Raw genomic sequence first — 25048 nt, 5'->3', positions numbered from 1 at the left:
CATCGCCGGAGACTGCACCGTGTCGCTCCCTTCCGCTCTCTATCGGAACTACGTGGATGGCCGCTTCGAAGAAGCGGCCAATCTTTTTCCCAATCTCTCACCGGTCGACGGCAGCATCGTCGGCCACGTCTGCGAAGCCGACGCCAGCCAGGTGGATCGCGCGGTGCAAGCCGCACGCGCCGCAATGGAGGGCCCCTGGGGTAACACCAGCGCCGCCGAGCGCGCCCGGGTGCTGCATGCCATTGCCGACGGCATCGAACGGCGCTTCGATGAATTCGTCGCCGCCGAGGTGGCCGATACCGGACGTACCGAGCAACAGGCGCGCGCGCTCGACATCCGCCGCGGCGTGCTGAACTTCCGCACGTTCGCGGACCTGGCCAGCCAGGCGGGCGGCGACTACTTCGACATGAGGACAGCCGAAGGCGACGTCTTCAGCTACACCGTACGCAAACCCCACGGCGTGGTCGGCATCATCTCTCCGTGGAACCTGCCCATGCTGCTGATGACGTGGAAGGTGGCCCCCGCGCTGGCCTGCGGCAACGCAGTCGTCGTCAAGCCATCGGAGGAGACCCCCGGTAGCGCCACGCTGCTGGCCGAGGTCATGCATGAGGCCGGCGTGCCGGCGGGTGTCTTCAATCTCGTACACGGCTTCGGCGGCGGCTCGGCAGGCGAGTTCCTGTCGCGGCATCCGGGCATCGACGCCCTCACCTTTACGGGTGAATCCCGCACCGGCAGCACCATCATGAAAGCGGTGGCTGATGGCGTGAAGGAAATCTCCTTCGAACTGGGCGGCAAGAACGCCGCCGTGGTCTTCGCCGACTGCGATTTCGACAAGGCCGTGGCGGGCGTGATGCGCTCCAGCTTCACCAACGCCGGGCAGGTATGCCTGTGCTCCGAGCGCGTCTATGTGGAGCGGCCAATCTTCGAGCGCTTTGTGGCGGCGATGAAAGCGCGCGCGGAAGCCTTGCGCATCGGCTACCCGACGGTGGAGGGCGTGGAGATGGGTTCACTGATCTCCCGCAATCACCGCGACAAGGTGCTGTCCTATTACGCGCTGGCGCGGGAGGAAGGCGCGACTGTCGTCACCGGTGGCGGCGTGCCGCTTTTTGGCGACGCACGCGACAACGGCGCCTATGTGCAGCCCACCATCTGGACCGGCTTGCCGGACTCGGCACGCTGCATTCAGGAGGAGATCTTCGGACCGGTCTGCCATATCGCGCCGTTCGACACCGATGCCGAGGTGGTGAAGCGCGTCAACGATTCGCGTTATGGACTCGCCGCCTCGGTGTGGACCCGCGACCTCGCGCGCGCGCACCGCGTCACGCGGCAGTTCGACGTCGGCATCGTCTGGGTCAACACCTGGTTCCTGCGCGATCTGCGCACGCCGTTTGGCGGCACCCGGCTGTCCGGTATTGGCCGCGAGGGTGGACGCCATTCGCTCGACTTCTATTCCTCACTGACCACCATCTGCGTCAATCCCTGACGCCATTGCGAGAGACCGCATGCTGAACCCCGAACTCATCCAGGTTGCGGACCAACTCCGGTTCGCCTCCGAGCATGGCCAGCCTTGCCCGCCCGTGCGCGATGCCATCGCGCGGGCCGCCAGCGCCGGCGCCGATCCACTTGCGCTGGCCTACGCCGTGCAGCAGCGCAACACCGAGCACGCACTCGCCGCCGGCCGCCGGCTGGTTGGCCGCAAGATCGGCCTGACATCCGTCGCCGTGCAACGGCAACTGGGCGTGGACCAGCCAGATTTCGGCATGCTCTTTGCCGACATGGTGCGCCAGGACGGTGAAGAGATCGACTGGGGCGATGTCCTGCAGCCCAAGGTCGAAGCCGAGATCGCGCTGGTGCTGGAGCATGACCTGCCGCACGCCGCGCACACCGTCGCCGACGTGATCCGGGCAACCGCCTTCGCGCTGCCCGCCATCGAGATCGTTGGCAGCCGGATCGCCAACTGGGATATCCGGCTGACGGACACCATTGCCGACAATGCCTCGTCCGGCCTCTACGTGCTGGGCACGCGGCCCGTTTCGCTCGCCGCGCTGGATCTGCCGCATTGCGGCATGGTCATGGAACTGGCCGGCGAACCGGTCTCAGTGGGCAGCGGCGCGGCCTGTCTTGGCAATCCGTTGAATGCCGCCGTCTGGCTCGCCAACACAATGAGCCGCGTTGGCGCACCGCTGCGCGCCGGCGACACCATCCTTACCGGCGCGCTCGGCCCCATGGTCGCCGTGCAGCCGGGCAATGTCTTTACCGCCCGCATCGAGGGCCTGGGTAGCGTGACCGCGTCGTTCCAGGCCGCCAGACAAGGAGACGCCTGAGATGAAACCCAGCAAGGTAGCCATCATCGGTTCCGGCAACATCGGCACCGACCTGATGATCAAGATCCTGCGCCACGGCAAGCATGTCGAGATGGGCGCCATGGTGGGGATCGATCCCGCCTCGGAAGGCCTGGCGCGCGCGACGCGCCTCGGCGTGCCGGTCACCGCCGCCGGCATCGACGGCCTGCTGGCCATGCCGGAGTTCGGCGATATCCGCATCGCCTTCGATGCCACCAGCGCTGGCGCGCACGCCCGCCACAACGCCACGCTGCAGGCGCACAACGTGCGCGTGATCGACCTGACGCCAGCCGCGATCGGCCCCTACGTAGTGCCCAGCGTCAATGCTGGCGAACATCTTGATGCGCCGAACCTCAACATGGTCACCTGCGGCGGCCAGGCCACCATTCCCATCGTGGCTGCCGTGGCCAGCGTGACGCCGGTCCACTATGCGGAGATCGTGGCCTCGATCGCGAGCAAGTCCGCCGGACCCGGCACGCGCGACAACATCGACGAGTTCACGGAAACGACCTCGCGCGCCATCGAATCGGTGGGCGGCGCCAGGCGCGGCAAGGCCATCATCGTTCTCAACCCGGCCGAGCCACCGCTGATCATGCGCGACACCGTGTGCTGCCTGATCGATGAAGCCGACACCACGGCGATCGAAACCGCCGTGCACGCGATGGTGGAGCGCATGCAGGGCTATGTGCCCGGATACCGGCTCAAACAGCGTGTGCAGTTCGACCGCATCGACACACCTGTGAATGTGCCCGGCCTCGGGCCGACGACCGGCCTGAAAGTCACGGTCTTCCTGGAAGTGGAAGGCGCCGCGCACTACCTGCCCGCCTATGCAGGCAACCTGGACATCATGACGAGCGCCGCGCTCGCATGCGCCGAACGCGTCGCACAGGCATTGGGCAACCAGCCTGCCCTGTCGGCAGCAAGCTAAGGAGCCAGTCATGATCGACAAGAAACTCTATATCTCCGATGTGACCCTGCGTGATGGCAGCCACGCGATCCGTCACCAGTATTCGGTTGCACAGGTGCGTGCCATCGCACGCGCGCTCGATGCGGCAGGCGTGGACTCGATCGAGGTGGCGCACGGCGACGGCCTGGCCGGCTCCAGCTTCAACTACGGATTCGGCGCCCACACCGACGTGGAATGGATCGCGGCAGTGGCGGAGTCCGTGCAGCGCGCAGCGGTGGCCACGCTGCTGCTGCCGGGCATCGGTACCGTGCACGACCTGCGCGAAGCGTACGCCGCCGGCGCACGCGTGGTCAGGGTGGCCACGCACTGCACCGAGGCCGACACGGCGCGGCAGCATATCGAGACCGCGCGGTCGATGGGGATGAATGTCGCCGGCTTCCTGATGATGAGCCACATGATCCCGCCCGACAGGCTGGCCGGCCAGGCAAAGCTGATGGAAAGTTACGGCGCGCATTGTGTCTACGTGGTGGACTCCGGTGGCGCCTTGACCATGGACGGCGTGCGCGCGCGCTTTCGTGCGTTCAAAGACGTGCTCGATCCAAAAACCGAGACCGGCATGCACGCGCACCACAACCTCAGCCTGGGCGTGGCCAACAGCATCGTCGCGGTTGAGGAAGGTTGCGACCGCATCGATGCGAGCCTGGCCGGCATGGGCGCGGGCGCGGGCAATGCGCCGCTGGAAGTCTTTATCGCCGCCGCCGAACGCATGGGATGGCAACACGGCTGCGATCTCTACCAGTTGATGGACGCCGCAGACGACATCGTGCGCCCGCTGCAGGATCGCCCCGTGCGCGTGGACCGCGAAACGCTGGCGCTCGGCTACGCCGGCGTGTATTCGAGCTTCCTGCGCCACGCGGAGAGCGCGGCCGGCAAGTACGGCCTGAAGACCGTCGATATCCTGGTCGAACTGGGACGCCGCCGCATGGTGGGCGGGCAGGAGGACATGATCGTCGATGTGGCGCTCGACCTGCAGCGGTCGGGCAGCGCGAAGAGCAAGGAGGCAGCATGAGCCATCACGCAGCCATCGCAGGCGCCCTGGACGCGGCCGCGCGCGACGCCGCGGCGATCGGCCAGTTCAGCGCGGCCTCGCCGTTCACGCTTGACGAGGCCTACGCCATCCAGGCCATGTCGATCGAACACCGCTGTCAGCGCGGCGAACGCCGCGTCGGCATCAAGCTGGGTTTCACCAGCCGCGCCAAGATGGTCCAGATGGGCGTGGACAGCCTGATCTGGGGATGGCTGACCGACGCCATGATCGAGGAAGACGGCGGCCGCGTGGACCTGGAACGCTATATCCATCCGCGCGCCGAACCGGAGGTCTGCTTTCTGACTCGCCGCGACATCACTGGCCCGCTGACCCTGCTGGAGAGTGTCGACTACCTGGAGGCCGTGGCGCCGGCGATCGAGATCATCGACTCGCGCTACCGCGATTTCCGCTTCACGCTGGAAGATGTCGTGGCCGACAACTGCTCGTCGGCGGGACTGGTCGTCGGCCCGTGGTCGCGCAATGTTGATGTACTGGCCAATCTCGGCGTGGTGCTGCGCATCGACGGCCGCACCAGGCAAACAGGTTCGACCGCCGCCATTCTCGGCCATCCGCTGCGCAGCCTCGTACAGGCATCGCACGTGCTGACGCGCGCCGGCGCCGTGCTGCCAGCCGGCAGCCTGATCATGGCGGGAGCGGCCACGGCTGCGGAAGCGTTCGTGCGCGGCAACCATGTTTCGGCAACGATAGGCGCGCTTGGCCGCGCTTCTTTCCTGGCGGCATGACGCCATGCCCGCCCGGCTACCGGGCGGGCCTTCACAACGAAAAGAGCAAACATGCAGGCAAACTCCGCTTCATCAGTGGTGACCGGAAAGGCCACGCCACGCGGCACCTTTCCCCATGTGCGTCGCGCTGGAGACTTCCTGTTCGTCTCGGGCACCAGCTCCCGCCGCGCCGACAATACCTTCGAGGGTGTCGAGGTGGATGCCATGGGTACGACCGCACTGGATATCCGCCGGCAAACCCGCGCTGTGATCGAGAACATTCGGGACATCCTGCGCAGCGTGGGCGCGGACCTGGAGGACGTGGTGGAAATCACCAGCTTCCTGGTGGATATGAACGACTTCGGTGGCTACAACGCGGTGTATGCCGAGTACTTCGGCTACGAAGGACCGACCCGCACGACCGTGGCCGTGCACCAGCTTCCGCATCCCCACCTGCGCATCGAGATCAAAGCGATCGCCTACCGTCCGCTCACGTCCCAGGCAACATGAAGAAGATCGATATGCATGCCCACTTCTTCCCGCGCATCACGCGGGAAGAAGCCGCCGCGCTGGACGCGGACAACGCGCCATGGCTCGCCGTCGACAGCGATGGCGAATCGGGCCACATCATGGCCGGCGACAGACGTTTCCGGCCCGTCTATCGCGCGCTATGGGACCCCGCGCTGCGCATCGAGGAAATGGACCGCAACGGGCTGGACATGCAGATCGTATGCGCCACGCCGATCATGTTCGGCTATGGATACGACGCCAGCGCCGCAGCCACGTGGGCGCGCCGGATGAACGACCTCGCGCTCGAGCATTGCGCCTATCGCCCGCAGCGCCTGAAGGCGCTGGCACAGGTGCCGCTGCAGGACCTGGACCTGGCGTGCATCGAAGCCTCGCGCGCCAGGGAGACCGGCCACGTTGGCGTGCAGATCGGCAATCACCTGGGTCCGCACGACCTGGATGACGAGCGCCTGGTCAGTTTCCTGGTGCATTGCGCGAACAACGATATTCCGGTGCTGGTGCATCCATGGGACATGATGACCGACGGGCGCATGAAAAAATGGATGCTGCCGTGGCTGGTGTCAATGCCGGCGGAAACGCAACTCGGCATCCTCTCGTTGATCCTGTCCGGCGCGTTTGAGCGGATTCCGGAAACGCTGAAGCTCTGCTTCGCCCACGGCGGCGGTGGTTTTGCGTTCCTGCTGGGTCGCGCGGAGAACGCCTGGCATTGCCGGGATATCGTGCGGCAGGACTGTCCCCATCCGCCCTCCCACTATCTGAAGCGGTTCTCCGTGGACAGCGCGGTGTTCGACGATCGTTCGCTACGTCTGCTGGTAGAAGTCATGGGTGCCGACCACGTGATGCTGGGCTCGGACTACCCGTTTCCGCTCGGTGAACAGGAAATCGGCAAGCTGGTCGCCAACAGCCCCGACCTCGATGAAACGGACCGGACGCGGATTCTGGCAGGCAATGCCATGCGCTTCTTCGGTCTGACAGGCTGAGGGCCCCGCTGCACATCGGTGCTCCGCCGCTGTATCGGACAGCGGCGGACAGTGGCGGACTTGGATGCCGCCTCGCCCGGCATCAACCCGCGCTTTTCGCGCCGCCGGCCTGCTTCGACTGGATCAGTTCCATCACATGCAGGGTGAGCCGCGTGGTGTGGCTGCGCATCGCCAGATAGGCCTGCTCGGGATGGCCGCCCAGCACTGCCTCCACGATCTGCTGGTGCTCGCGGTGCGAAACCTCGAAGCGGCGCTCGACGCCCGACTGCGCCGCGCGGAACGGCGCCAGCCGCTCACGCAGGCTTTCCACCGCCGCTACTAGGGTCGCATTCTGGGTGCCCTGGCAGATCAGTTGATGAAAGCGATGGTTCAGGGTCAGGTAGGCGTCACTGTCGTGTTTCTCCGCGGCGGAGATGGCCTCTTCGTGCAGGAGTTCCAGCTGCCGGCGCTGCATCGCGCTCATACGCTGCGTGGCAATGCGGCAGCACAGCGACTCCAGTTCGCACAGTGCCTCGAGCATATCGGCGAGTTGCTCGGGGCTGGTATTGATCACCACCCCGCCGCGACGCGGCACCAGTTCTATCAGGCCGCGTGCATCGAGCAGCCGTAGCGCCTCGCGCACCGGCGTGCGCGATACCTGGAAACGCTCGGCCAGCGCAGGCTCCTCGAGCTTCGCGCCGGGCGGCAGCGCGCCCGAGATGATCTCGTCGGCAAGTTGCTGGCCAATTTGGGAAGCGATGGTGGTCACGGTGTCCTCAGGTCTGGTACGCGCTGGATGCGACGCAATTATACGCGATGAAGACTGGTTATTTTTATTTACCCATATGAGTACTTTTTTCTTTTATTGAACACACATTATGTGTAGTGTATACATTTACGTCGAATCGAACTCGGGCGTCCAACCTGGGTCCGCAACGACGACAACACACTGACCACAAAGAGGAGCACACCCATGAGCAGCAAACTGCGCCATATCGCCTTGTCCGTCCCCGACCCCTGGGCCGCGGCCGAGTTCTATCAGCAGGCCTTTGGCTTCCGCAAAGTCGGCGAGACGGATTCGTCGCTGGCGCGCGGCGTCTATCTGACTGACGGCACGATCAGCATCGCCCTGCTGAACTACAAGAGCGACCACGCTGCCGGCGAAGACCGCGGCAAGGACTTCGTCGGGCTCCATCACATCGGCGTGTGGGTCGACGACATCGTCGAGGCACGCAAGACCGTGGAAGCAGCCGGTGGCCGCTATTACATGGGCGAAGTCCCGGTGAAGGGCAACATCTTCTACGAGGTGAAGTACCGCGATCCGAACGACATCATCATCGACCTGACCGACCACGGCTGGGGCGGCGCCTCCAAGGAAGCAAACGGCGACGACAAGGGTCCGGCCCTGCGCAATCCCGACCTGAAGGCCGACCGCAGCGGCATCTGACGGGCCTTCGCGCGCCGCCGGCGCCCCGGTCGGGGAGACACGGGCACCCGGTGCGCGCCAGACCTGCCCTGCGTCCGTGCGAGCGCACGGCACGCAGGGTTGCGCGTCGCGGCCATCAACGCATGGCCTTTAACGCGATGGAATCAACGCCGCCTCGCCTCCCTTGAGCCTGCGCAGGAACCATTGCCCTGCGGGCCCTGGTGGCGTGTCCTTTCGGTAGACCGCAAACATGGAAATAGGCGGCGTATGCGGTTGGAACTGCTCGAGCTGCAATCTGACCAGGTGGCCTGTATCCAGATCGTGTTGAACCATCTCGACCGGCATATGCCCCCATCCGAACCCCGCGCGCAGGAAGGCGTGCTTGGCACCCAGATCGGCCAGGTGCCAGGTCTGCGGTGAGAACACGTCGAAGCTCATGCCGTCGGTCAGCGATGTCCGGTCGGTCAGCACCAGTTGCACGTGCGCCTTCAGGTCTCGCGGCCGTAGAACCCCCTTGCGGGCAGCCAACGGATGTGCCGAACTGGCCACTGTCACCATTGGCACATCGAGCAGCTTTTCTGCATCCAAACTCTCCGGGACGGAAGGCATCGAGCCGCTGATGCCAAGCCGGCATTTCTGGGCCAGTACGGGCTGCAGGACCGCGCCAAGTGCCTCGACATAGAGCCGCAGTGGCGTGTGGGGAAATGCCTTCCGGAAGGCATCGACCGCCTCAGTCAACGAGGCCATCGGGTACATGACGTCCACGACAACCGAGAGTTCGGGTTCCAGTCCGTCGGCGATAGCCTTCGCCCTCGACTTGAAACCGTCCATCCCGCTCACGACCAGACGAGCCTGCGCCAGCAGTGCCGTGCCCTCCTTCGTCACACGCGGATAGCGGCCGGTGCGATCGAACAGTTGCACACCGATCTGGCCCTCCAGATTGGCAAGCGTGTGACTGACGACGGACTGCGCCCTCCGTAGTTTGCGGCCGGCCGCGGAGAAGCTGCCTTCGTCCACGGCAGCAATAAAGGTGCGGAGCTGGTCCAGCGAGACGGCGTCGAGCATCTATCTATTCCGTAGATGGAAAACATCTAGAAATATAGGCTACCGATATGGATTTCGCCCGCCTAACCTTCTTCAGCAACGGGGCGCAACCCCCGCAAGCTTCCGATCCACGCAACCCGTCTTTCATGCTCCTACCTAAAGGATGTTCGTCATGAACAAGAATCTCGCAGTTCCGCAAAACGTGATCCCGGCCATCGGCCGAATCCTCATCGCCGCCATCTTCCTCATCAGCGGTCTGGGCAAGCTAATGGCCCCCGGCGCAACGATGTCCTACATCGCGTCCCTGGGATTGCCCGCACCGCTGCTGGGCTATCTGGGCGCCCTGATCCTTGAACTGGCAGGCGCAGTGCTGCTGGTTGCTGGTTATCGCACGCGCATCGTCGCCTTGTTGTTGGCGGCCTATGCGGTGGTGACGGCGCTGGTCTTCCACCATGCGCTGGCCGACCAGAATCAGATGTTCCACTTCCTGAAGAACTTCGCCATGGCTGGAGGGCTGCTGCAGGTAGCAGCCTTCGGCAGCGGGGCATTTGGTCTGGACGCGCGCCGCGCACCGGCCAGCCAGGCCATCGCCTGACCAATGCACAGACAGGGGAACCCATCATGAGCATCGCCTCAGAGCTGTTGCAGCTTCACCTCCGGTGGCTGGTCGACGACAACCAGCAGTGGCAAGGGCTAATTGCCGATGACGTTGTGTGGGACCTGCCCTATGCGCCGAGCCTCGGGCATCCGCTGCGGCTCGAGGGACGCGAAGCGGTGATCGAGCACGCGGCTTGGTTCATCGGCGCGGTCAAGGACTTCCGCTTTTTCGACGCCGTCGTCACTCCCACCGCGGACCCGCACCATGCCGTGGCACGTGTACGTGCCGAAGGGTTGATTCCGTCAACCGGACGTACCTACCGCCAGGAGTATGTCGTCTTCCTGACCGCTCGTGACGGGCGCATATCTCATCTGCGCGAGTATTTCGACCCCGTTCAGGCTGCACTGGCGCTCGACGCCCCCATTGCAGGCATTCCTTCAAGGAGCATCCGATGAAAGCCATACGAGTTGCCGCCTACGGCGGTCTTGATGCAATGACCTTGGCATCGCTGGACGATCCTGTACCCGGCGACGACGAAGTCCTGATCGATGTCGCCGCCGCAGCGGTCAATCCGATCGACTGGAAGATCGTCAGTGGCGCAATGAAAGCGTTCATCCCTCTTCCCTTGCCATTCACCCCAGGCGTCGACGCCGCCGGCACAGTGCTGGCGGTCGGACGCAACGTGAGCACGCTGGCGCCGGGCGACGAGGTGATGGGCTTCATCGGCATCGTGGGGGCCTACGCAAGCCGCATCGTGGTGGACCCGGCGCGTCTGGCTCGCAAACCGGCACGGCTGAGCTTTACAGACGCGGCGGCGACTCCGGCCGCCACATTGACCGCGTGGCAGGCGCTGCATGAGCATGGTGAGCTACGCAAAGGCCAAAGCGTTCTGATTCACGCGGCAGCCGGTGGGGTAGGCAGTGCAGCGGTACAACTCGCGAAGCTTGCGGGGGCGCACGTCATCGGCACGGCTTCGGCCGGCAATCGCGAGTACGTGCAGAGCCTCGGCGCCGCGGAGGTCATCGACTATCATGCGACGGATTTCGCGAAGCAGGTCTCTGATGTCGATCTGGTGCTCGACCTTGTTGGCGGCACCACGCAGGCGCGGTCATGGTCGGTGCTGAAGCGCGGCGGCATTCTGGTCTCCACCGTGAGCAAGCCGGACACCGAGCGCGCCAATGAAGCACAGGCAACTGGCAAACACTTTGCGACCCGCTCGGATGGACCGCAGCTTGCCGCATTGGGCGCGCTCCATGCATCGGGCGATCTGCGCATCCACATCGATTCGGTCTTCTCCCTTCCAGAAGCAAGCCACGCCCTTGCAAGGAGCATGGGCGCCATGTACGGGGGAAAGTGATTCTGGATATGGCTGCGTAGCAAGTGACTAAGTGCCGAAACGAACCGCCGGCGAGAGCACGAACGACTCTCGCATGTCGCGTACTTCCTCGACAGGACTTCGACCGAGGCCCGGGCATTTCTTCGGAGGCGCCAGACCATAGCGTGCGTGCAACATGGAATAAGAAATCCCGAATTCCGAGTATCGCTCTTCCCGCAGACTTCTATGGTCGGCGTCCCGGCTCCGCGCACAGCAACATGCAAGCCCGATCCTCCCCCGGCGGCGCCCGCTTTTTTTTGTGTTTGATGACGCGACTCTCGATTCACACGCCTCCCGCGTGCCGCTGACAGGATGGACACGACCGTTGGATGCATCGGGGTATAAAGCGCCCGTCACGCCGCATTTTCGCTGCGAGCGGACCTCCGGCCCAGAATAGACGCGCCGCGATCATGACTGCGGTCCTGCCCGGCAGGCAGTTTGACTTTGACTACATCGGCTACCAAGATGGACAGCAAACCGGACGCTGTCGACCCCAACAGGCGGTCTGAACTGCCTGCCTGCGCTGCGCCCGCCCCTCGCCTCCGGAGAACGTCAGCCATGGAAGCCGAACCGGTCGTTACGCAACCCAACGAAGCCCCTCAGAACGAAAGATTCTGGCCTCATGGCTGGTGGCGCGTGATGGAAATTCGCATCGGCATCTTCCCGCTGCCGGTCTATATCCTGGCCGCCGTGCTGCTCGCTGTACTGATCTCCATCCACAAGCTTGCCAACGAGATCTCGCTGGTCATAGTCCTGTTTGCATTCTGCGGCTTCACGCTCGCGGAGATCGGCAAGCGCATCCCTCTTATCCGCGCCATCGGCGCGGCGGCCATCTTCGCCACCTTCGTGCCATCGGCGCTGGTGTACTACAAGCTCTTGCCCGAGCAGGTGGTCAAAGTCACAGCAGACTTTACCAAGGCATCGAATTTTCTCTACCTCTTCATCGCCTGCATCATCGTCGGCAGCATTCTTGGCATGGATCGCCATGTGCTGATCAAGGGCTTCCTGAAGATATTCGTGCCGCTGGCCGCGGGTTCCATCGCGGCGGGCGCGGTCGGCACGCTTGTCGGCACCGCGCTCGGCCTCGGTACCTCGCACACTTTCTTCTATATCGTCGTGCCCATCATGGCCGGCGGCGTCGGCGAGGGGGCGATTCCGCTCTCCATCGGGTACAGCGAGATCCTTCACCAGGACCAGGGCCTCTTGTTCGCGACGGTACTGCCGCCCGTGATGCTTGGCAGTCTTACCGCGATCATCCTGTCCGGCACGCTGAACTACCTGGGCAAACGCTACCCCGCCTATACCGGCGAGGGCCGTCTGCAACCCGGCGAGCACGATGAGCTGGACGCGAACCAGAAGGAAATCACCGGGCACGTCGATGTGGACCACATCGCTGCGGCGGGCGTAACGGCGCTGACGCTCTATGTGGTCGGGATCATGTGCCATCGCCTCTTCGGTCTGCCGGCGCCGGTGGCCATGCTCTTCATCGCGGTACTGCTCAAGCTGACGCAGGCCGTGTCACCACCACTGCAGGAGGGTGCATTTGTGGTGTACAAGTTCTTCTCGACGGCGGTCACCTACCCGTTGCTGTTCGCGATCGGCGTGTCGTTGACACCTTGGGACAAACTGATCGCCGCATTCAACCTGCCGACGATCATCACCATCGTCGCCACCGTGGCAACGCTGATGGCCGTTGGCGCCTTGGTGGGCACCTGGATGAAGATGTACCCGATCGACACCGCCATCGTAACTGCCTGCCACAGTGGCCAGGGAGGAACCGGGGACGTGGCGATTCTTACCGCCGCCAACCGGATGACGCTGATGCCTTTCGCGCAGATTGCAACCCGCATTGGCGGCGCCGTGACGGTCACGGTGGTGTTGATCGTGCTCGCCCGGATGCAGTAAGAAGGACGCGACTGTGGTCCCTTTCCGGCCAACAGGAGCCACTCGGGAGCGGCCGCCGCTCCGGCGAACGGCCGCGGGGATTCACCCGGCTTGGCGCGCGGTGCCGAAACGGCACGGCCTTGCAAATCGCACGACGCACATCTGCAAAGGAGCGGCGCTATACTTCGCGGCGATGCGTCCGGCGCATCCCTACCCCGCACCGAGAGAACCCGCTCCATGACCGAAGCCACCGCCCTGACACCCGACGAACTCCAAGAGCTTGACGATCTGCTGGACAACCTGCGTCAGCGCGCTGAGGAAATCCCGCAATGGGAGTTCTGCGATGGCTTTCTCACGGCCTTGGTCTGCACGCGCCGCCGCATCCCCGCTGCCGACTACTTGCCCATGCTGCTGGGCGACGGCGCGGCGCTCGATGTAGCCGAGGACAGCCCGCTGCCGTTGCTGCCCGCGTTCCATGAAGCGGCCCAGCAGACCCGCTTTATGGAGCTGTGGCAGCGCCGGTGGAACGAGGTGGAGCACCAGCTCGACCAGCCCGTGGAGACGCTGGAGGACGAACGCACCTTCCATCCCGAGGTCATGGACATCCGCGGCGCCATCTTGAGCCTGCCCCAGGAAGAGCGCGCCGAGATGGATGGGCGGGAAATCCCGTCGTTTGGCCAGGTGTGGGCGCTGGGCTTCATGTTCGCGGTGGAGAACTGGCCCGAGGACTGGGCCGCCCCGCGCGACAAGGAGGCCGCCCAGTGGCTGGACGACGCGCTCGACAGCATCGTCGCCCTGACCGAGGACGACACTGGCCAGCCCGAGGTCTGCATGTACAGCGAGGATGGCCCGCCCAGCACCAGCCAGGCGCGCGTGGAAACCTTCGGCGAGGCGATCTGGGCGGTCTACGACCTGCGCCAGATCTGGAAGAGCCTGGGTCCGCGCGTGGAGGCCGTGGTGAGGGGCGACCAGCCCGGCCGCAACGACCTGTGCCCTTGCGGCAGCGGCAAGAAATTCAAGAAGTGCCACGGCAGATAAGGGAAAAGCGCTTTCTCGCAGCTTATAGCTGCTTGTACCTTGTTTTTCGACTGGCGTGCCGGCGTGCCATCGCTGATGAGGCACGCATCGCTCTCAGCCGGGTGACTTAGGGGCAAGGCAGCCGGCTTTCGCAGTAGACTCGCCGCTCACCAAATGCTGTTGCGCCGTAAAAGCGTGTCGTTGGGCGCCACGAACTCTTTCGTGCATGGCGCCATCCATTCGTTGGCGCCGCACCGCAGATGAATTTCCCATGCGGTGCCGGCCGGCAACCCGGCCATCACCAGGCCGATCAGTGCCATTCAGCCAGAATTTGCCAATTGTCTGCCCGAATTGCTCAGGCGAGTCGCATGAGGGTGGCTGGTCGCCGCCGTCCAACGTCGAGCGACCAGTGGCCGGCCGACGACTTGCTCGCGGCCGGTTTCACGCCTCATGAGGACGGGGCGACGCCGCCGCAGACTATGACCGTGACAACTGCTGGACGCGGTCGTCCGTCACCTTGAGCACGCATGCCGCATCGCTGCAAACATTACGTTGCTGCTTGATCCAGTCCATCTGCTGGGCTTTGAGTTGCTGCGGGTCTGCTGCCTTCTGTCTGGCGGCAGCAAATGCGGCGCCGAGGCGCTTGTCGGCTGCAGCGGTCTCGGGGGTGGAGCAGATCAGCTTCTCGATCTTCGTGCTCGCCTTGGCGCAGTCGAAGCTCGCTTCGATGATGGCATTCGCTGCCTCCTGCTGCCCGCTGGCCTGTGGCGCGGTTTCGCTCGACACCTGGGGGAGAGGCTGTGAAGCCGGAGCCGAGTCGGCCGGCGACTTTTCTGCTACGGGCGCCGCCGTCTGGGCGCTTGCCGGTGTGGGCGTTGCTGCGGCCTGAGCAGACGCATCGGGTGCGGCGGGCGATGCGGCCTGCGCTGCCGCCGTGCCAGTCGCCGCACTCGATGCAGCCTTCTGCGTATATTCGGCGGCTGAAAGCAAGACCTCGATGGTCTGGATCGCGTCAATGAAGCGTGGCTTCTCCGTCTGGACTTCCACCTGGAACTGGCCGTCCTTGCCGTCGATCTTCGCGATCGTATAGGTGATGTCGAACGGTACCTTCTTGGTGTTCGGGTCCATTAACGACATGCCCTGTTCAATAAGGGTAGCGTTCTTCTTGATCTCTTCGTCCTTCTTCGCAGCCGCAAACACCATGCTGGCGCCGAGGATATCTCGATCGGAGGCACTCGCCGGAAGATTGAGGGCTTGTGCGAGGTCCGCACGGGCGGCGGCCCTATGCTCGGGGCTGGCACCCTCGTCGCTCGCTTCCTTGACCATGGCCATGACGTCCATGACGGAATACGTGCCCATCAGTTTCCGCCAGTTCTTCCAGAGTTCGGTCTGATAGGCGGGGTCGGATTGACTGCGCTGGAGGGCGTTGATCGTAGTGTCTGACACCTGGTAGTTCGCCACACCTTTGCACGAGTAGCTCTTGAGCTTTTCATCGTGAGCGACCACCACGGGTTGTTCGATCGTGAAGTGAATGCGCTGTTTGATCTGATCGGCAAGTGCGCCGGTGTCCTTGGTCACCAACTCCGTGAGAATTTCGCTGGACAGCTTCGTGGCCTCAACGTCGCCACAACTCGGAACGTCCTTGCCACAGCCGGCGAGGCCGGTGACTGCCAGAACCGCGACAAAGGGGTACAGCATCTTCTTGTTCATTTGGACCCGGAATAATAAGTTTGCAGCGCGATGTCGGCAACGTGCTGCGGATGTCAAACATCCGCCGGGAATCATATCCAGCCCACGGCTGCACGCAACTGTTCCTTGAGAGATGAGGACTGATTTTCAGCGCTTGTTGTTTTATCGCTTGGTTGAATTGCGCTAACTGGCCTCCATGGCGAAAGCGACTCGAATACGCGGTGAATGAGCGGACATTGAGCGGTGCTTTTGGCAGTTCTATATTCATGACATTTGAATTGGGGATGATGCGCACTAACCGTCTTGCTGGCAGGTTAAAGGCCATCTGGTTCTTCTCGTGTAAAAGACACAGGTCAACAGTTCACCGTGAGGAGTCTCACTACGGGGGACTCCAACCGTTGTTTAGTCTGGCAAGCTTATTCAGGAGCGTACAGACTGCTGACGCCGACGCCATCCACAGGCATGCCGCCTGCATAGCGAGGCATGGGTAATCCTTGCGCCCATCCCTCAGCCAATATCTGCACATCACGGACAGGATTGGATGCCTTGGCCCGCTCGTTGCGGATGCGACAGGTTTCCGGGTCCATCGCAAACAGGGCGCGCGCAAAGATCCGTCCCTGTTCGGCCAGCCTGGTTGTCTTGGGACTGCGGATCTTTGTGAATTGCTGGAAGACTTCGTCCAGACTGCCGCTTGCGCCCTCCAGGCACCGAGCTAGATGCCAAGCATCTTCCAGTGCCTGGCAGGCACCTTGCCCCGATGTCGGCAAAGGCGCATGTGCTGCATCTCCAATCAACAACACATTGGCCCGACTCCATGTATGCAGTGGCTCCAGGTCATGCACAGCAATCAGCCGGATGGCATGCGCAGGCGTAGCCCGAATGATGCGGGCGACAGGCTCGGGCCATCCGGCGAATAGATCCTCAATCTCCTTGCGAATTCCTGAGGTGGAGGTTTCCCCAGGTAATGGCCGCGTCTGCGCCGCTGCCCAGTAGAGCAAATCGGTCCGGATTGCCACGCATCCGAAGCGCGTGCCCGCCCCCCAGAAGTCCTGAATCGCGATATCGTCGACCAGCGCACTTTGTCCTTGCGCCACGCCGATCCAGTTCACGAAGCCCTGGTAGATCGGCGTGTTGTCACCCGCAACAAATTTGCGCGCCACCGAATCCATACGGCCGTCGGCGCCGATGAGCAAGTCCGGACGGATGCTCACGCCGTTCTCAAAATGGGCCACAGCCTTGCCATGGGCATCCAGATCGATGGCCGCCGCCCGGTGTCCGAACTCCACCGGGATACCTGCCCGCGCCGCATGTTTCAGCAACACAGCCTGCAAGTCCCGTCGCAGCACCGTTTGGGTCGGATACCCCATCGTCCGATCCAGCAGCGCAATATCGACGCCTCCCAGAGCGTTGCCTGCCGCATCGTAGCGATGCGCCATCACAGGCCGGCCACCAACAGCCTCAATGTCTCGCAGCAGTCCCAGCTCTTGCAGCACAAAGCCAGCATTGGGCCAGAGCGTCACGCCAGCTCCCATGGTCGCAGGCGCCGCCCGGCGCTCATAGACGCGGGGGCGGTACCCCTGCTGGTGCAAGGCCAGCGCCACGCTCAGACCCGCAATGCCGCCGCCAAGTATTCCAATTTCCACGGTGAAGCTCTCCTTCTCAAACGGTCCTGATGCACGGCCAAGGGTGATGCATCGGACAAAAATGGCATCTTAGATTCCACCGGCAGCGAGAACTAGCATGTGAAAATGGGTAGATTTCATACCTCAAACGGGATAATCAATGCGCGATGCACTTGATCTGAATACTGTCCGTGTCTACGCGGCAGTCGTCGATGAGCAGAGCTTTGCTGGCGCATCACGCCTGTTGGCCATGCCCTCGTCGAATGTCAGCCGCCACGTCGCAGCACTGGAGCGCAGACTCGGCGTACGCCTGCTGGAGAGAAGTACCCGCCATCTGCGCATGACGGAAGCCGGCCGGCTGCTCTACGAACGCGCAAAGCCCTTGCTCGACACCTTGCTCTCCACGGAGGAAGAGCTTGGCGTGGTACAGCGCGAATTGCGCGGCCCTCTGAAGATGTGCATGCCCGGCGAAGCGCCAAGGCTGCTGGCTCCCATCCTGGCCGAATTCTGTAGCCTCCATCCCGGCATCGAGCTGGAATGCGATACGCGGATGACCGGACTGGAAGTGCTTCGAGAGGACGTCGACCTTTCCATCGTCTTCCATCGGGGTCATCAGGAGGACAGTGCCTTCATCACCCGCGAACTCGCCACACTGCCCAGCATCGTGGTCGCAGCTCCCTCCTTGCTGGCCAAGACTGGAATGCCACGCTATGTGCGAGAGCTGAAATCTCTGCCCTGCATCACCACCCTCAGCGCACTGAAGGGCCAGCCCTGGCAGTTTCAGGACGCGGCGGGCGAAATCGTCAAGGTGCCGGTCCGTAGCCGCTACCGCGTCAACAGCGGAGAACTGGCCGTGGCGGGCGCACGGCAGGGCATCGGTTTCGCGATTGTGGCGGCTTACCCATGCCAGGAAGATCTTGCCGCTGGCCGATTGCAAGAGGTGACACTGGACCTGTGTCCTGCGCCGTTGCAATTGCTTGGTGCCTACAGCCACCGGCATTCCGTAACAGCGCGTGTGCGGGCATTACTGGAATTGATTCAGATGAGGTTAGGCGAACTGGGCAACCTCGCGAGGTGAAATGCGCGATGCATCTGAATCGCCGAATGTCTGCAATGGGGCGGTAGCCGCCTTCTGCGCCAGAAAGCCTATGCCTGGATAGGCGGAGGGCCGAGACCGGCCAGATCCGGACAACCATCTTGCAGGCTAGCAAGCCGCTCGAAACGCGGTGTGCTCTTGAAGATCCATGGCGGGGTGCTACCTCCCATTCCAAGATTCATGTTGAATCAAATCACTCCAAATACGCCCTTTGGGTTTACGCTTTAGCTTCTCTAGGCGACTCCTTCGCAATTGCCGGGGATGGTGATGCAGACCTTTTCGTGGCTTTCGCAACCAGGTGACACGGTGCGTATGAACAGTGTCGTTCCGCCAGCGCAAATCGGCTTCCGATTTCGCAGCAATGCGTTGATTGGTACTCACGGGATCGATGCACGCATCCGGTGGCGCCACGCAGTTTCACAAGGCACGGTCATACGACTGCTGCAGGTAGCGGGCTTTGTCCTCTTCTTCGCGGCATCGCTGGCGTACGCACAAGACACCGTTCGCGTGCGAGGCACTATTGAGCATGCCGAGGGTCAGACCGTTGTAGTCAAGTCGCGTGAGGGTGCCGAGTTGAAGATCTTGTTGGCCGACAACGCCTCAGTCGTTGCCGTTGTGAAAGCCTCGATTTCTGACATCAAACAGGGCTCATTCGTTGGGGTCGCCGGGATGCCGCAGGCAGATGGGAGCCAGAGGGCAATCGAGGTGCTCATCTTTCCCGAGACCATGCGTGGGACCGGCGAAGGACACTATCCGTGGGACCTTCGGCCGCAGAGCACCATGACCAACGCCACTGTCGTCCACATCGAGCAGACCGTAGCCGAGGTCGACGGACGCGTCTTGAGCGTGAAGTACAAGGATGGCGAGAAGAAAATAATCGTGCCAGCGAATGTGCCAATCGTGACCTTCGTGCCGAGTGACAAGAGCGAGCTCAAGCCTGGGATGCACATTTTCATCAGCGCTGCAAAACGGCTGCCTGATGGGACGCTACAAGCGTCGCGTATCAATTTCGGCAAGGACGGGCTCACACCGCCGATGTAATTGTGGCAACGGATCAACGTCGGCTTTCGGCAATGTCGTACGGCGGCCCTGTGAACGTGAGCCGAGGGCGGAGTTCGGCCATGGGGCGACATTCGTCACTGCATTCAAACTGTTGACGATTCACACCTCTTTTCTGTGCATGAAGGCAATGAAAATGACGACGACCATGCTTGAGTCCGCGTTGACCTGTCCACATTGCGGGTTCATGTCGGTCGAAGTGATGCCGACAGACGCCTGCCTCTACTTCTATGAATGCACGAAGTGCAAGGCCTTGCTTTCCCCGAAGTCTGGCGACTGTTGTGTCTTCTGTTCGTATGGCTCGGCCAAGTGCCCGCCCAGTCAGGAATCACGTGCTTGCTGCGCGGATTCCGCTACTCCAGCCAAACGTTGAGCGCCCGCTTTCCGGAAGATCGATCAACCCGTCTTCGTTCAGCCTTTTCGCCAGCTCGTACTGCCCTCCCCCGTCAGCCCTGTTGCCCCGATACGAAAGCGCCAGTCGGTTCGCTTTGGCGAGCCTCGGCCAGAATCCAGTCCAGAAATGCATTCTGCGCGGCGCTCCGTGGCCGCTGTGCGTCGACACAGGTGAAATAGCCGCGCCCGGTGTCGACTCGCAAATCAAAAGGCATCACCAGTTCACCGGCTTCCAGCTCGCGTTCGATCAGGCAGGGTTGTGTTAGCGCGATACCCAGTCCGGCCTTCGCCGCAAAGATCAGATTGATGCTCAGGTCGTAGCCTGGGCCCAGCTTGGGTGCGACCCCGAGTCCGGCCGCCTTGGCCCAGAGCGCCCAGTTTTCCGGGAAATTCGTATGGTGGAGCAGCGCCTCTTGAAGCAAGTCTCCGGGACGCTTCAGGCGCGAAAGCAATGATGGCGCGCAGACCGGAACGAGTTCGCGTCCGAGTAGGTATTTCACTTGCATTCTGGCCGGCCACCGTCGCTTGGGGCGCTTCACCTCAATCCAGACGTCGATGTCATCGCGGCTGAAGTCTTCGTCATGGCGAAATTGCCGCATTTCGACGTCCACATCCGGGTGCGCCTCCCTGAAGCGCGCGAGGCGGGGAAGCAGCCATTGAGTACCGAGCGTGGGAATCACGCTCAGCCGCAGCTTTCCGTCAGCGCGTGGCCCCTGAAGCCTGGTCGCCGCAGCCTCGAGGGCCAGCACATGGCGCTCCGTCAATTTGCGCAATTGGCGGCCTTCTTCGGTCAGCGCCACACCCTGCGATGATCGCTCGAACAACTGGCAATCACCGAGGTGCTGCTCCAGACGTTGCACTGCTCTGCTGACAGCCGCCTGGGTGACGCAAAGCTCCTCGGCCGCCAGGCGGAAGCTGCGCAGGCGACTCACCGCCAGAAAGGCATGCAGTTCCACCAGTGAAGGAGAGCGAATTTTCATGGGTCATTACATTTTGTTATCGTGCTCAATGGTTTTGTCGTTTGCTTGCGGATCTGCGTCTGCTTAACCTTCGGGCAACGCTAACTCGCACGCCGGCAATGTCCATCAATCGTCGCACCTTTCTCAAAGCAACCGCCCTTGGCAGCCTTGGCGGCCTGGAACTGCCCGCCTTTGCCGCCGACAAATATCCCACACGCCCGATCACTCTGGTTGTGCCGTTCTCCCCGGGTGGCTCGGTTGACGTGTCCGGCCGCCTGATCGCCGAGAGGTTGGGCAGAGCGATTGGCCAGCCTGTGGTAATCGACAACCGGCCCGGCGCCGGGGGCGCCATCGGTTCGACGTATGTAGCGAAAGCGCAGCCGGACGGCTACACCCTCATCGTCACCTCGCAGAGCACGCATGTCGTGAATCCGGCGATGAACCCCAAGCTGCCCTATGACGCCGTGAAGGGCTTCTCGAATATCACGCTCATCAGCCGACTGTCAAACGTGCTGCTGTGCAATGCATCGCTGCCGATTCGCAACTTCGCCGATCTGGTCAAGTACGCGCGGGCCAATCCCTCCGCGCTGAACTATGCAAGTGCCGGGACGGGTTCGGTGTCACACGTCAGCATGGAGCTTCTCAAGACCCAGGCGGGTATCCCGATGACGCATGTGCCCTATCGGGGCGCCGGAACAGCTTTGACCGACCTGCTGGGCGGGTCGGTGCAGCTGACCTGGAACAATCTGTCCTCCAACCTCGACCACATCCTGCAAGGCAAGTTGCGTGCGCTGGCCGTGGCGGCACCGGCGCGCGTGCCGCAACTGCCGGATGTGCCAACCTTTGCCGAACTCAAGCTGCCTGACCTGAATGAGACATCATGGACCGGCCTTGCCGCCCCGGCAGGGACACCGCATGCGATTGTTCAACAGCTCTACCTCGCGGTACGCAAGATTCTCGCGGAGCCTTCGACTCGGTCCATCTGGACTGCGAAGGGCATGATCGTGCCCGAGGACATTACGCCGGAAGCCTATACCAGGGAAACGGAACAGCGCATCAAGTTCTACCAGCGCATCGCCAAAGACAACCACATCACTTTGGATTGACGATGGCCATCGATTCCAAGGCAGTTACAGCGCTTCCCGACCTGCTCCCCCTGCACGACGAGCTTGCCGCGCTGCGGCAACACATCCACCGGCATCCGGAGCTGGCCTTTGAGGAGCACGACACTGCGGATCTGGTTGCCGGGAAGTTGCAGGAATGGGGATACCACGTAACGCGCGGCATCGGAAAGACGGGACTGGTTGGCCAGTTGCGCGTGGGAAACGGTGACAAGTGTCTTGGTCTGCGCGCCGACATGGATGCCCTGCCTATCCAGGAAGACACCGGGCTTCCCTACGCCAGCATCCGGCCCGGCCTCATGCATGCGTGTGGACACGATGGCCACACCGCGATGCTGCTTGGCGCGGCAAAGCACCTTGCGGCCACGCGGAACTTCTCCGGTACGTTGAACCTGATCTTTCAGCCTGCAGAGGAGCGCGGGTTCGACAGCGGCGCCAAGGCCATGGTGGCGGATGGTTTGTTCGATCGCTTTCCTTGCGACATGGTGTTTGCCATGCACAACCATCCCGGCGCACCCCAAGGCCGGTTCCTGATGCGTCCGGGACCGTTTCTCGCCGCGGGCGATCGGGTGTTCATCAAGGTCATCGGCCTGGGGGGCCACGCCGCGCGCCCTCATCTGGCGGTCGATCCGCTTGTGGCAGCGGCTGCCATCGTGATGGCACTCCAGACCGTAGTCTCCCGCAACGTCCCCCCCAACGAGTCGGCAGTACTCACGGTTGGCCGGCTACGTGCGGGAGACGCACTGAATGTCATTCCGGGCGAAGCCGAGATCGGGATCAGCGTGCGCTCGTTCAGTCCGGAGGTGCGCGCACTACTGAAGGACCGCATCACCACGCTGGTCCACATGACTGCCGAATCGTATGGCGCGAAAGCTGAAATCCGCTATGTGGAAGGCTACCCGGTAGTCGACAACGCCGCCGACGCAGTTGCCTTGGCGGGGGAAGTTGCCATGGCACTTGTTGGCCCAGCGGACGTGGACCACGACTATCCGAAGATGATGGGTAGCGAGGACTTCGCCTACATGCTGCAGGAATGCCCGGGGGCGCTCGTCCGTATTGGCAACGGCCCATCTGACGGCGGGCGCGGCTTGCACAACCCGCGCTACGACTTCAATGACCGCAACCTGGCGTTGGGTGCAGCGTACTGGTGCCGACTGACAGAGACGTTCCTGGCCTGAGCGCAGCCCGAAAAACGAAAGCAGTATGTGTGGCGGCGAAGAGGGGCAATCGAACAGCTCGCATGGGTCGGGAAGAGGCGGCCTCGGCTTCTCAGCGGCCGTCCGTCCGCGGCCAACTTCGGTCACTGACTCGCGCTTCATCGCGGGAATTCGAGCGTCGGCGACTTCCGGCTAACGGGTCGTCGCGAACTACCCCAACACGGCGCTGACGGTGAAGCAGGTAGCCTCATACAACAAGCGGCAATATACAAGGCTGGGGGGGACGCCGGTGACGCATTGTCAACGATGCTCGGATGAGAGCGGTGCGCGTCGGAGCCGGAACGGCCCTTACACGCAGCGTGCATTCTTACCTGGGATCGGGTTCAGGCGGGTCAGGAGTGCCCACCGGAACCGTGGCAAGCCGCCCCCTCTTGCTTCCAAGCTCTCCCAATTCTGTTCGCATATCGACTGACCGGGTCTTCATAGACGGGCCCGCCACAATCCCACCACGTCCAGTCCGCTGGAGGCGCAATAGTAATCGTTCTATCGCCAATTTCTCAGGACACCAGCGTCATCCTGTAGAACAGCTCCACGCGCTCCACCGCATCGCTGCCGTCTTCCTGGAAGCGGCGGATGTGCTCGCTCTGCGTGTGATGCGCTTCCTGCGCGGCCGGGTTTTCCCAGTGCTCGACGAAGACGAAGCGGCGCGGATCATCCTTCTGCTCGAACAGCTCGTAGCGTAAGTTGCCCGCATCGCAACGCGACGGCTCTACCACTGCGCGCAGTTTCTCCCGCAGTTCGGCTTCGCGTCCTGGCTTGGCATACAGGACCGCCAGCACATAAAAATCGTCCATTATTCGCTTCCCTCGCATCAGACAGTAGTGTCTGCACCACTAGTCAAACGCACTGCGCACGCAAGGACATTCCAGCACCGCAGATCGCTCTGTCCCACCCCCGAAGCATCGCCTATGCTGCAGGTTATCGCAACGCACCGGTACCGCCTGGTTCGGCGCGTGATGCAACCGATGCCTACCTCTGTTGCAAGCCTTCAGGATGGCGTCGTGCAGGCTACATGTGTCGCCTGCGCGATGCGCAGAGTAGCGGCAACCCACCCTTTGCTCTGGAGATAACCATGGCCAGCGAACCCATTCGGGACCCCGCCAACGACCACCTGCTGACTCCGCAGAACGCAGCCTTCGTGATCATCGACTACCAACCGGTCCAGGTGAACTCCATTGCTTCCATGGACCGCCAGTTGCTGGTCAATAACATCGTCGGCGCCTCCCGTGCCGCGGTGGCCTACAAAGTGCCGATCGTCCACTCCACTGTGAATGTGAAGACCGGCCTGAACAAGCCGCCGATTCCGCAACTGCAGAAGGTGCTGGGCGACTTCCCGACCTATGACCGCACCTCGATCAACTCCTGGGAAGACGTGGAGTTCCGCGCGGCGGTGAAGGCCACTGGGCGCAAGAAGCTGATCATGACCGCGCTGTGGACCGAAGCCTGCCTGACCTTCCCGGCGCTCGACGCGCTCAAGGAAGGCTATGAGGTCTACGTCGTGGTCGATGCCGTGGGCGGCACCTCCGTTGCCGCCCACGAAGCCGCGCTGCGCCGGATCGAGCAGGCCGGTGGCAAGATGATCAGCGTTGCGCAACTGTTCTGCGAACTGCAGCGCGACTGGTCGCGCTCGGCAACTGTTCCGGCCTTCATAGACCTATTCATTCAGACGGGTGGCACGGCCGGCATCCAGTTCTCCTACGACCGCGATTGATGCGTGGGCCGGCTTGCCCCGGCCCGCATTTCTTCCCGCGCCCGCGTCCGTGCGTGTGGCGTGGGCGATCGGCCTTCGGTCGCAAAGCATCGAATACGGATTGTCGCGGCGCCACGGTCGCCGCGGCCGCAGCCCATTAGATAATCGAACCTTATCGCGAGCGCTTTACAAACTCGGAAGGCGAATGGCGGCTGTACCCCAGGAAGCAGCCCTTGCAACCGCTCGAACGCCGTTGGCCACTGTCACGTCTCGCAGTAAGCGGGTACACGGAAACAAGCACTCAGCCAAGGCG

At 62.9% G+C, this 25048-nt stretch carries 25 protein-coding genes and 1 pseudogene; 19 read left to right on the top strand and 7 right to left on the bottom strand.

Annotated elements, in window-relative coordinates; all coding sequences use genetic code 11:
* Window positions 1-19 precede the first annotated feature (19 nt).
* The 7 genes from K6G35_RS23160 to K6G35_RS23130 are packed head-to-tail and all read left to right on the top strand — an operon-like array spanning window position 20 to window position 6566.
* Window positions 20-1483 (top strand): 2-hydroxymuconic semialdehyde dehydrogenase, encoded by a 1464-nt coding sequence (locus K6G35_RS23160; protein ID WP_495676384.1) that lies wholly within the window; start codon window positions 20-22, stop codon window positions 1481-1483.
* A 19-nt stretch (window positions 1484-1502) separates the two neighbouring features.
* Entirely contained in the window at window positions 1503-2324 is an 822-nt protein-coding gene (mhpD, locus tag K6G35_RS23155; RefSeq protein WP_008645547.1) for a 2-keto-4-pentenoate hydratase, read from the top strand.
* A gap of 1 nt (window position 2325) precedes the next feature.
* The gene (locus K6G35_RS23150) at window positions 2326-3270 is read left to right on the top strand and encodes an acetaldehyde dehydrogenase (acetylating) (protein ID WP_008645546.1); all 945 of its coding nucleotides are present in this window, start codon (window positions 2326-2328) and stop codon (window positions 3268-3270) included.
* Between the two features lie 10 nt (window positions 3271-3280).
* Window positions 3281-4318, top strand: coding sequence for a 4-hydroxy-2-oxovalerate aldolase (gene dmpG / locus K6G35_RS23145; RefSeq protein ID WP_035884027.1), 1038 nt, complete (start codon window positions 3281-3283; stop codon window positions 4316-4318).
* Window positions 4315-5079 carry a 2-keto-4-pentenoate hydratase gene (locus K6G35_RS23140; RefSeq protein ID WP_286962462.1) on the top strand — a complete coding sequence of 255 codons (765 nt, stop codon included), beginning with the start codon at window positions 4315-4317 and terminating at the stop codon, window positions 5077-5079. Before dmpG ends, K6G35_RS23140 begins: the two co-directional genes overlap by 4 nt.
* A gap of 51 nt (window positions 5080-5130) precedes the next feature.
* Window positions 5131-5568, top strand: a complete 438-nt coding sequence (locus K6G35_RS23135; protein ID WP_286962461.1) for a RidA family protein — start codon at window positions 5131-5133, stop codon at window positions 5566-5568.
* Window positions 5565-6566, top strand: coding sequence for an amidohydrolase family protein (locus K6G35_RS23130; protein ID WP_008645542.1), 1002 nt, complete (start codon window positions 5565-5567; stop codon window positions 6564-6566). The genes K6G35_RS23135 and K6G35_RS23130 overlap by 4 nt, the downstream gene beginning before the upstream one ends.
* A gap of 82 nt (window positions 6567-6648) precedes the next feature.
* Here the strand turns inward: K6G35_RS23130 and K6G35_RS23125 are convergent, their stop codons facing one another.
* Window positions 6649-7314, bottom strand: coding sequence for a GntR family transcriptional regulator (locus K6G35_RS23125; protein ID WP_008645541.1), 666 nt, complete (start codon window positions 7312-7314; stop codon window positions 6649-6651).
* A 204-nt stretch (window positions 7315-7518) separates the two neighbouring features.
* On the opposite strand from K6G35_RS23125, the gene K6G35_RS23120 reads away from it, so the two are divergent.
* Window positions 7519-7992, top strand: a complete 474-nt coding sequence (locus tag K6G35_RS23120) for a VOC family protein (protein ID WP_008645539.1) — start codon at window positions 7519-7521, stop codon at window positions 7990-7992.
* 129 nt (window positions 7993-8121) lie between these two features.
* On the opposite strand, the gene K6G35_RS23115 is transcribed toward K6G35_RS23120, so the two are convergent.
* Entirely contained in the window at window positions 8122-9036 is a 915-nt protein-coding gene (locus K6G35_RS23115) for a LysR family transcriptional regulator (RefSeq protein WP_495676383.1), read from the bottom strand.
* A 142-nt stretch (window positions 9037-9178) separates the two neighbouring features.
* Between K6G35_RS23115 and K6G35_RS23110 the strand changes: the two genes are divergently transcribed.
* The 5 genes and pseudogenes from K6G35_RS23110 to K6G35_RS23090 all read left to right on the top strand — a co-directional run bounded on the left by K6G35_RS23110 (window position 9179) and on the right by K6G35_RS23090 (window position 13910).
* A complete protein-coding gene (locus tag K6G35_RS23110) occupies window positions 9179-9610 on the top strand; it encodes a DoxX family protein (RefSeq protein WP_495676382.1) in 432 nt (143 codons plus the stop codon).
* 26 nt (window positions 9611-9636) lie between these two features.
* On the top strand, window positions 9637-10068 hold the full coding sequence (locus K6G35_RS23105; RefSeq protein WP_495676381.1) for a nuclear transport factor 2 family protein: 432 nt from the start codon (window positions 9637-9639) through the stop codon (window positions 10066-10068).
* Window positions 10065-10990 (top strand): annotated as a pseudogene (locus tag K6G35_RS23100) (NADP-dependent oxidoreductase). Before K6G35_RS23105 ends, K6G35_RS23100 begins: the two are co-directional and overlap by 4 nt.
* A 556-nt stretch (window positions 10991-11546) precedes the next feature.
* Window positions 11547-12893 (top strand): 2-hydroxycarboxylate transporter family protein, encoded by a 1347-nt coding sequence (locus tag K6G35_RS23095; protein ID WP_495676380.1) that lies wholly within the window; start codon window positions 11547-11549, stop codon window positions 12891-12893.
* A gap of 216 nt (window positions 12894-13109) precedes the next feature.
* Window positions 13110-13910 (top strand): UPF0149 family protein, encoded by an 801-nt coding sequence (locus K6G35_RS23090; protein ID WP_495676379.1) that lies wholly within the window; start codon window positions 13110-13112, stop codon window positions 13908-13910.
* Between the two features lie 146 nt (window positions 13911-14056).
* Here the strand turns inward: K6G35_RS23090 and K6G35_RS23085 are convergent, their stop codons facing one another.
* The 3 genes from K6G35_RS23085 to K6G35_RS23075 form a co-directional block, all read right to left on the bottom strand.
* Window positions 14057-14209, bottom strand: a complete 153-nt coding sequence (locus K6G35_RS23085; RefSeq protein WP_495676378.1) for a hypothetical protein — start codon at window positions 14207-14209, stop codon at window positions 14057-14059.
* Between the two features lie 157 nt (window positions 14210-14366).
* Window positions 14367-15599: a lysozyme inhibitor LprI family protein gene (locus K6G35_RS23080; RefSeq protein WP_495676377.1), complete on the bottom strand. Its 1233-nt coding sequence runs from the start codon at window positions 15597-15599 to the stop codon at window positions 14367-14369.
* A 395-nt stretch (window positions 15600-15994) separates the two neighbouring features.
* Window positions 15995-17221, bottom strand: a complete 1227-nt coding sequence (locus tag K6G35_RS23075; RefSeq protein ID WP_495676376.1) for an FAD-dependent monooxygenase — start codon at window positions 17219-17221, stop codon at window positions 15995-15997.
* Window positions 17222-17360: 139 nt separating this feature from the next.
* On the opposite strand from K6G35_RS23075, the gene K6G35_RS23070 reads away from it, so the two are divergent.
* The 3 genes from K6G35_RS23070 (at window position 17361) to K6G35_RS23060 (ending at window position 19728) form a co-directional block, all read left to right on the top strand.
* Window positions 17361-18278 (top strand): LysR family transcriptional regulator, encoded by a 918-nt coding sequence (locus tag K6G35_RS23070; RefSeq protein WP_008645527.1) that lies wholly within the window; start codon window positions 17361-17363, stop codon window positions 18276-18278.
* A 279-nt stretch (window positions 18279-18557) separates the two neighbouring features.
* Window positions 18558-19337, top strand: a complete 780-nt coding sequence (locus tag K6G35_RS23065) for a hypothetical protein (protein ID WP_495676375.1) — start codon at window positions 18558-18560, stop codon at window positions 19335-19337.
* A 154-nt stretch (window positions 19338-19491) separates the two neighbouring features.
* Window positions 19492-19728 (top strand): GDCCVxC domain-containing (seleno)protein, encoded by a 237-nt coding sequence (locus tag K6G35_RS23060; RefSeq protein WP_186426290.1) that lies wholly within the window; start codon window positions 19492-19494, stop codon window positions 19726-19728.
* A 73-nt stretch (window positions 19729-19801) separates the two neighbouring features.
* Here K6G35_RS23060 and K6G35_RS23055 read toward each other — a convergent pair whose 3' ends face one another.
* On the bottom strand, window positions 19802-20728 hold the full coding sequence (locus tag K6G35_RS23055) for a LysR substrate-binding domain-containing protein (protein ID WP_040011016.1): 927 nt from the start codon (window positions 20726-20728) through the stop codon (window positions 19802-19804).
* A gap of 98 nt (window positions 20729-20826) precedes the next feature.
* Here K6G35_RS23055 and K6G35_RS23050 point away from each other — a divergent pair, with 98 nt between their 5' ends.
* Window positions 20827-21813 carry a Bug family tripartite tricarboxylate transporter substrate binding protein gene (locus K6G35_RS23050; RefSeq protein WP_186426302.1) on the top strand — a complete coding sequence of 329 codons (987 nt, stop codon included), beginning with the start codon at window positions 20827-20829 and terminating at the stop codon, window positions 21811-21813.
* Between the two features lie 2 nt (window positions 21814-21815).
* Window positions 21816-23006, top strand: coding sequence for a M20 aminoacylase family protein (locus tag K6G35_RS23045; RefSeq protein WP_008645519.1), 1191 nt, complete (start codon window positions 21816-21818; stop codon window positions 23004-23006).
* A gap of 536 nt (window positions 23007-23542) precedes the next feature.
* Here the strand turns inward: K6G35_RS23045 and K6G35_RS23040 are convergent.
* On the bottom strand, window positions 23543-23839 hold the full coding sequence (locus K6G35_RS23040) for a putative quinol monooxygenase (protein ID WP_008645516.1): 297 nt from the start codon (window positions 23837-23839) through the stop codon (window positions 23543-23545).
* 278 nt (window positions 23840-24117) lie between these two features.
* Between K6G35_RS23040 and K6G35_RS23035 the strand changes: the two genes are divergently transcribed.
* On the top strand, window positions 24118-24756 hold the full coding sequence (locus tag K6G35_RS23035) for a hydrolase (RefSeq protein ID WP_186426291.1): 639 nt from the start codon (window positions 24118-24120) through the stop codon (window positions 24754-24756).
* Window positions 24757-25048 lie beyond the last annotated feature (292 nt).

This window comes from Cupriavidus sp. HY129, from assembly GCF_059492215.1.
This window is presented reverse-complemented; position numbering and strand designations above follow the sequence as displayed.

Coding starts and splice junctions, on each gene's coding strand:
- mhpD (WP_008645547.1), top strand. CDS start 1,503: ATGCTGAACCCCGAACTCATCCAGGTTGCGGACCAACTCCGGTTCGCC.
- K6G35_RS23150 (WP_008645546.1), top strand. CDS start 2,326: ATGAAACCCAGCAAGGTAGCCATCATCGGTTCCGGCAACATCGGCACC.
- dmpG (WP_035884027.1), top strand. CDS start 3,281: ATGATCGACAAGAAACTCTATATCTCCGATGTGACCCTGCGTGATGGC.
- K6G35_RS23140 (WP_286962462.1), top strand. CDS start 4,315: ATGAGCCATCACGCAGCCATCGCAGGCGCCCTGGACGCGGCCGCGCGC.
- K6G35_RS23135 (WP_286962461.1), top strand. CDS start 5,131: ATGCAGGCAAACTCCGCTTCATCAGTGGTGACCGGAAAGGCCACGCCA.
- K6G35_RS23130 (WP_008645542.1), top strand. CDS start 5,565: ATGAAGAAGATCGATATGCATGCCCACTTCTTCCCGCGCATCACGCGG.
- K6G35_RS23120 (WP_008645539.1), top strand. CDS start 7,519: ATGAGCAGCAAACTGCGCCATATCGCCTTGTCCGTCCCCGACCCCTGG.
- K6G35_RS23115 (WP_495676383.1), bottom strand. CDS start 9,036: ATGCTCGACGCCGTCTCGCTGGACCAGCTCCGCACCTTTATTGCTGCC.
- K6G35_RS23110 (WP_495676382.1), top strand. CDS start 9,179: ATGTTCGTCATGAACAAGAATCTCGCAGTTCCGCAAAACGTGATCCCG.
- K6G35_RS23105 (WP_495676381.1), top strand. CDS start 9,637: ATGAGCATCGCCTCAGAGCTGTTGCAGCTTCACCTCCGGTGGCTGGTC.
- K6G35_RS23095 (WP_495676380.1), top strand. CDS start 11,547: ATGGAAGCCGAACCGGTCGTTACGCAACCCAACGAAGCCCCTCAGAAC.
- K6G35_RS23090 (WP_495676379.1), top strand. CDS start 13,110: ATGACCGAAGCCACCGCCCTGACACCCGACGAACTCCAAGAGCTTGAC.
- K6G35_RS23085 (WP_495676378.1), bottom strand. CDS start 14,209: ATGGCACTGATCGGCCTGGTGATGGCCGGGTTGCCGGCCGGCACCGCA.
- K6G35_RS23080 (WP_495676377.1), bottom strand. CDS start 15,599: ATGAACAAGAAGATGCTGTACCCCTTTGTCGCGGTTCTGGCAGTCACC.
- K6G35_RS23070 (WP_008645527.1), top strand. CDS start 17,361: ATGCGCGATGCACTTGATCTGAATACTGTCCGTGTCTACGCGGCAGTC.
- K6G35_RS23065 (WP_495676375.1), top strand. CDS start 18,558: ATGGTGATGCAGACCTTTTCGTGGCTTTCGCAACCAGGTGACACGGTG.
- K6G35_RS23060 (WP_186426290.1), top strand. CDS start 19,492: ATGACGACGACCATGCTTGAGTCCGCGTTGACCTGTCCACATTGCGGG.
- K6G35_RS23055 (WP_040011016.1), bottom strand. CDS start 20,728: ATGAAAATTCGCTCTCCTTCACTGGTGGAACTGCATGCCTTTCTGGCG.
- K6G35_RS23050 (WP_186426302.1), top strand. CDS start 20,827: ATGTCCATCAATCGTCGCACCTTTCTCAAAGCAACCGCCCTTGGCAGC.
- K6G35_RS23045 (WP_008645519.1), top strand. CDS start 21,816: ATGGCCATCGATTCCAAGGCAGTTACAGCGCTTCCCGACCTGCTCCCC.
- K6G35_RS23040 (WP_008645516.1), bottom strand. CDS start 23,839: ATGGACGATTTTTATGTGCTGGCGGTCCTGTATGCCAAGCCAGGACGC.
- K6G35_RS23035 (WP_186426291.1), top strand. CDS start 24,118: ATGGCCAGCGAACCCATTCGGGACCCCGCCAACGACCACCTGCTGACT.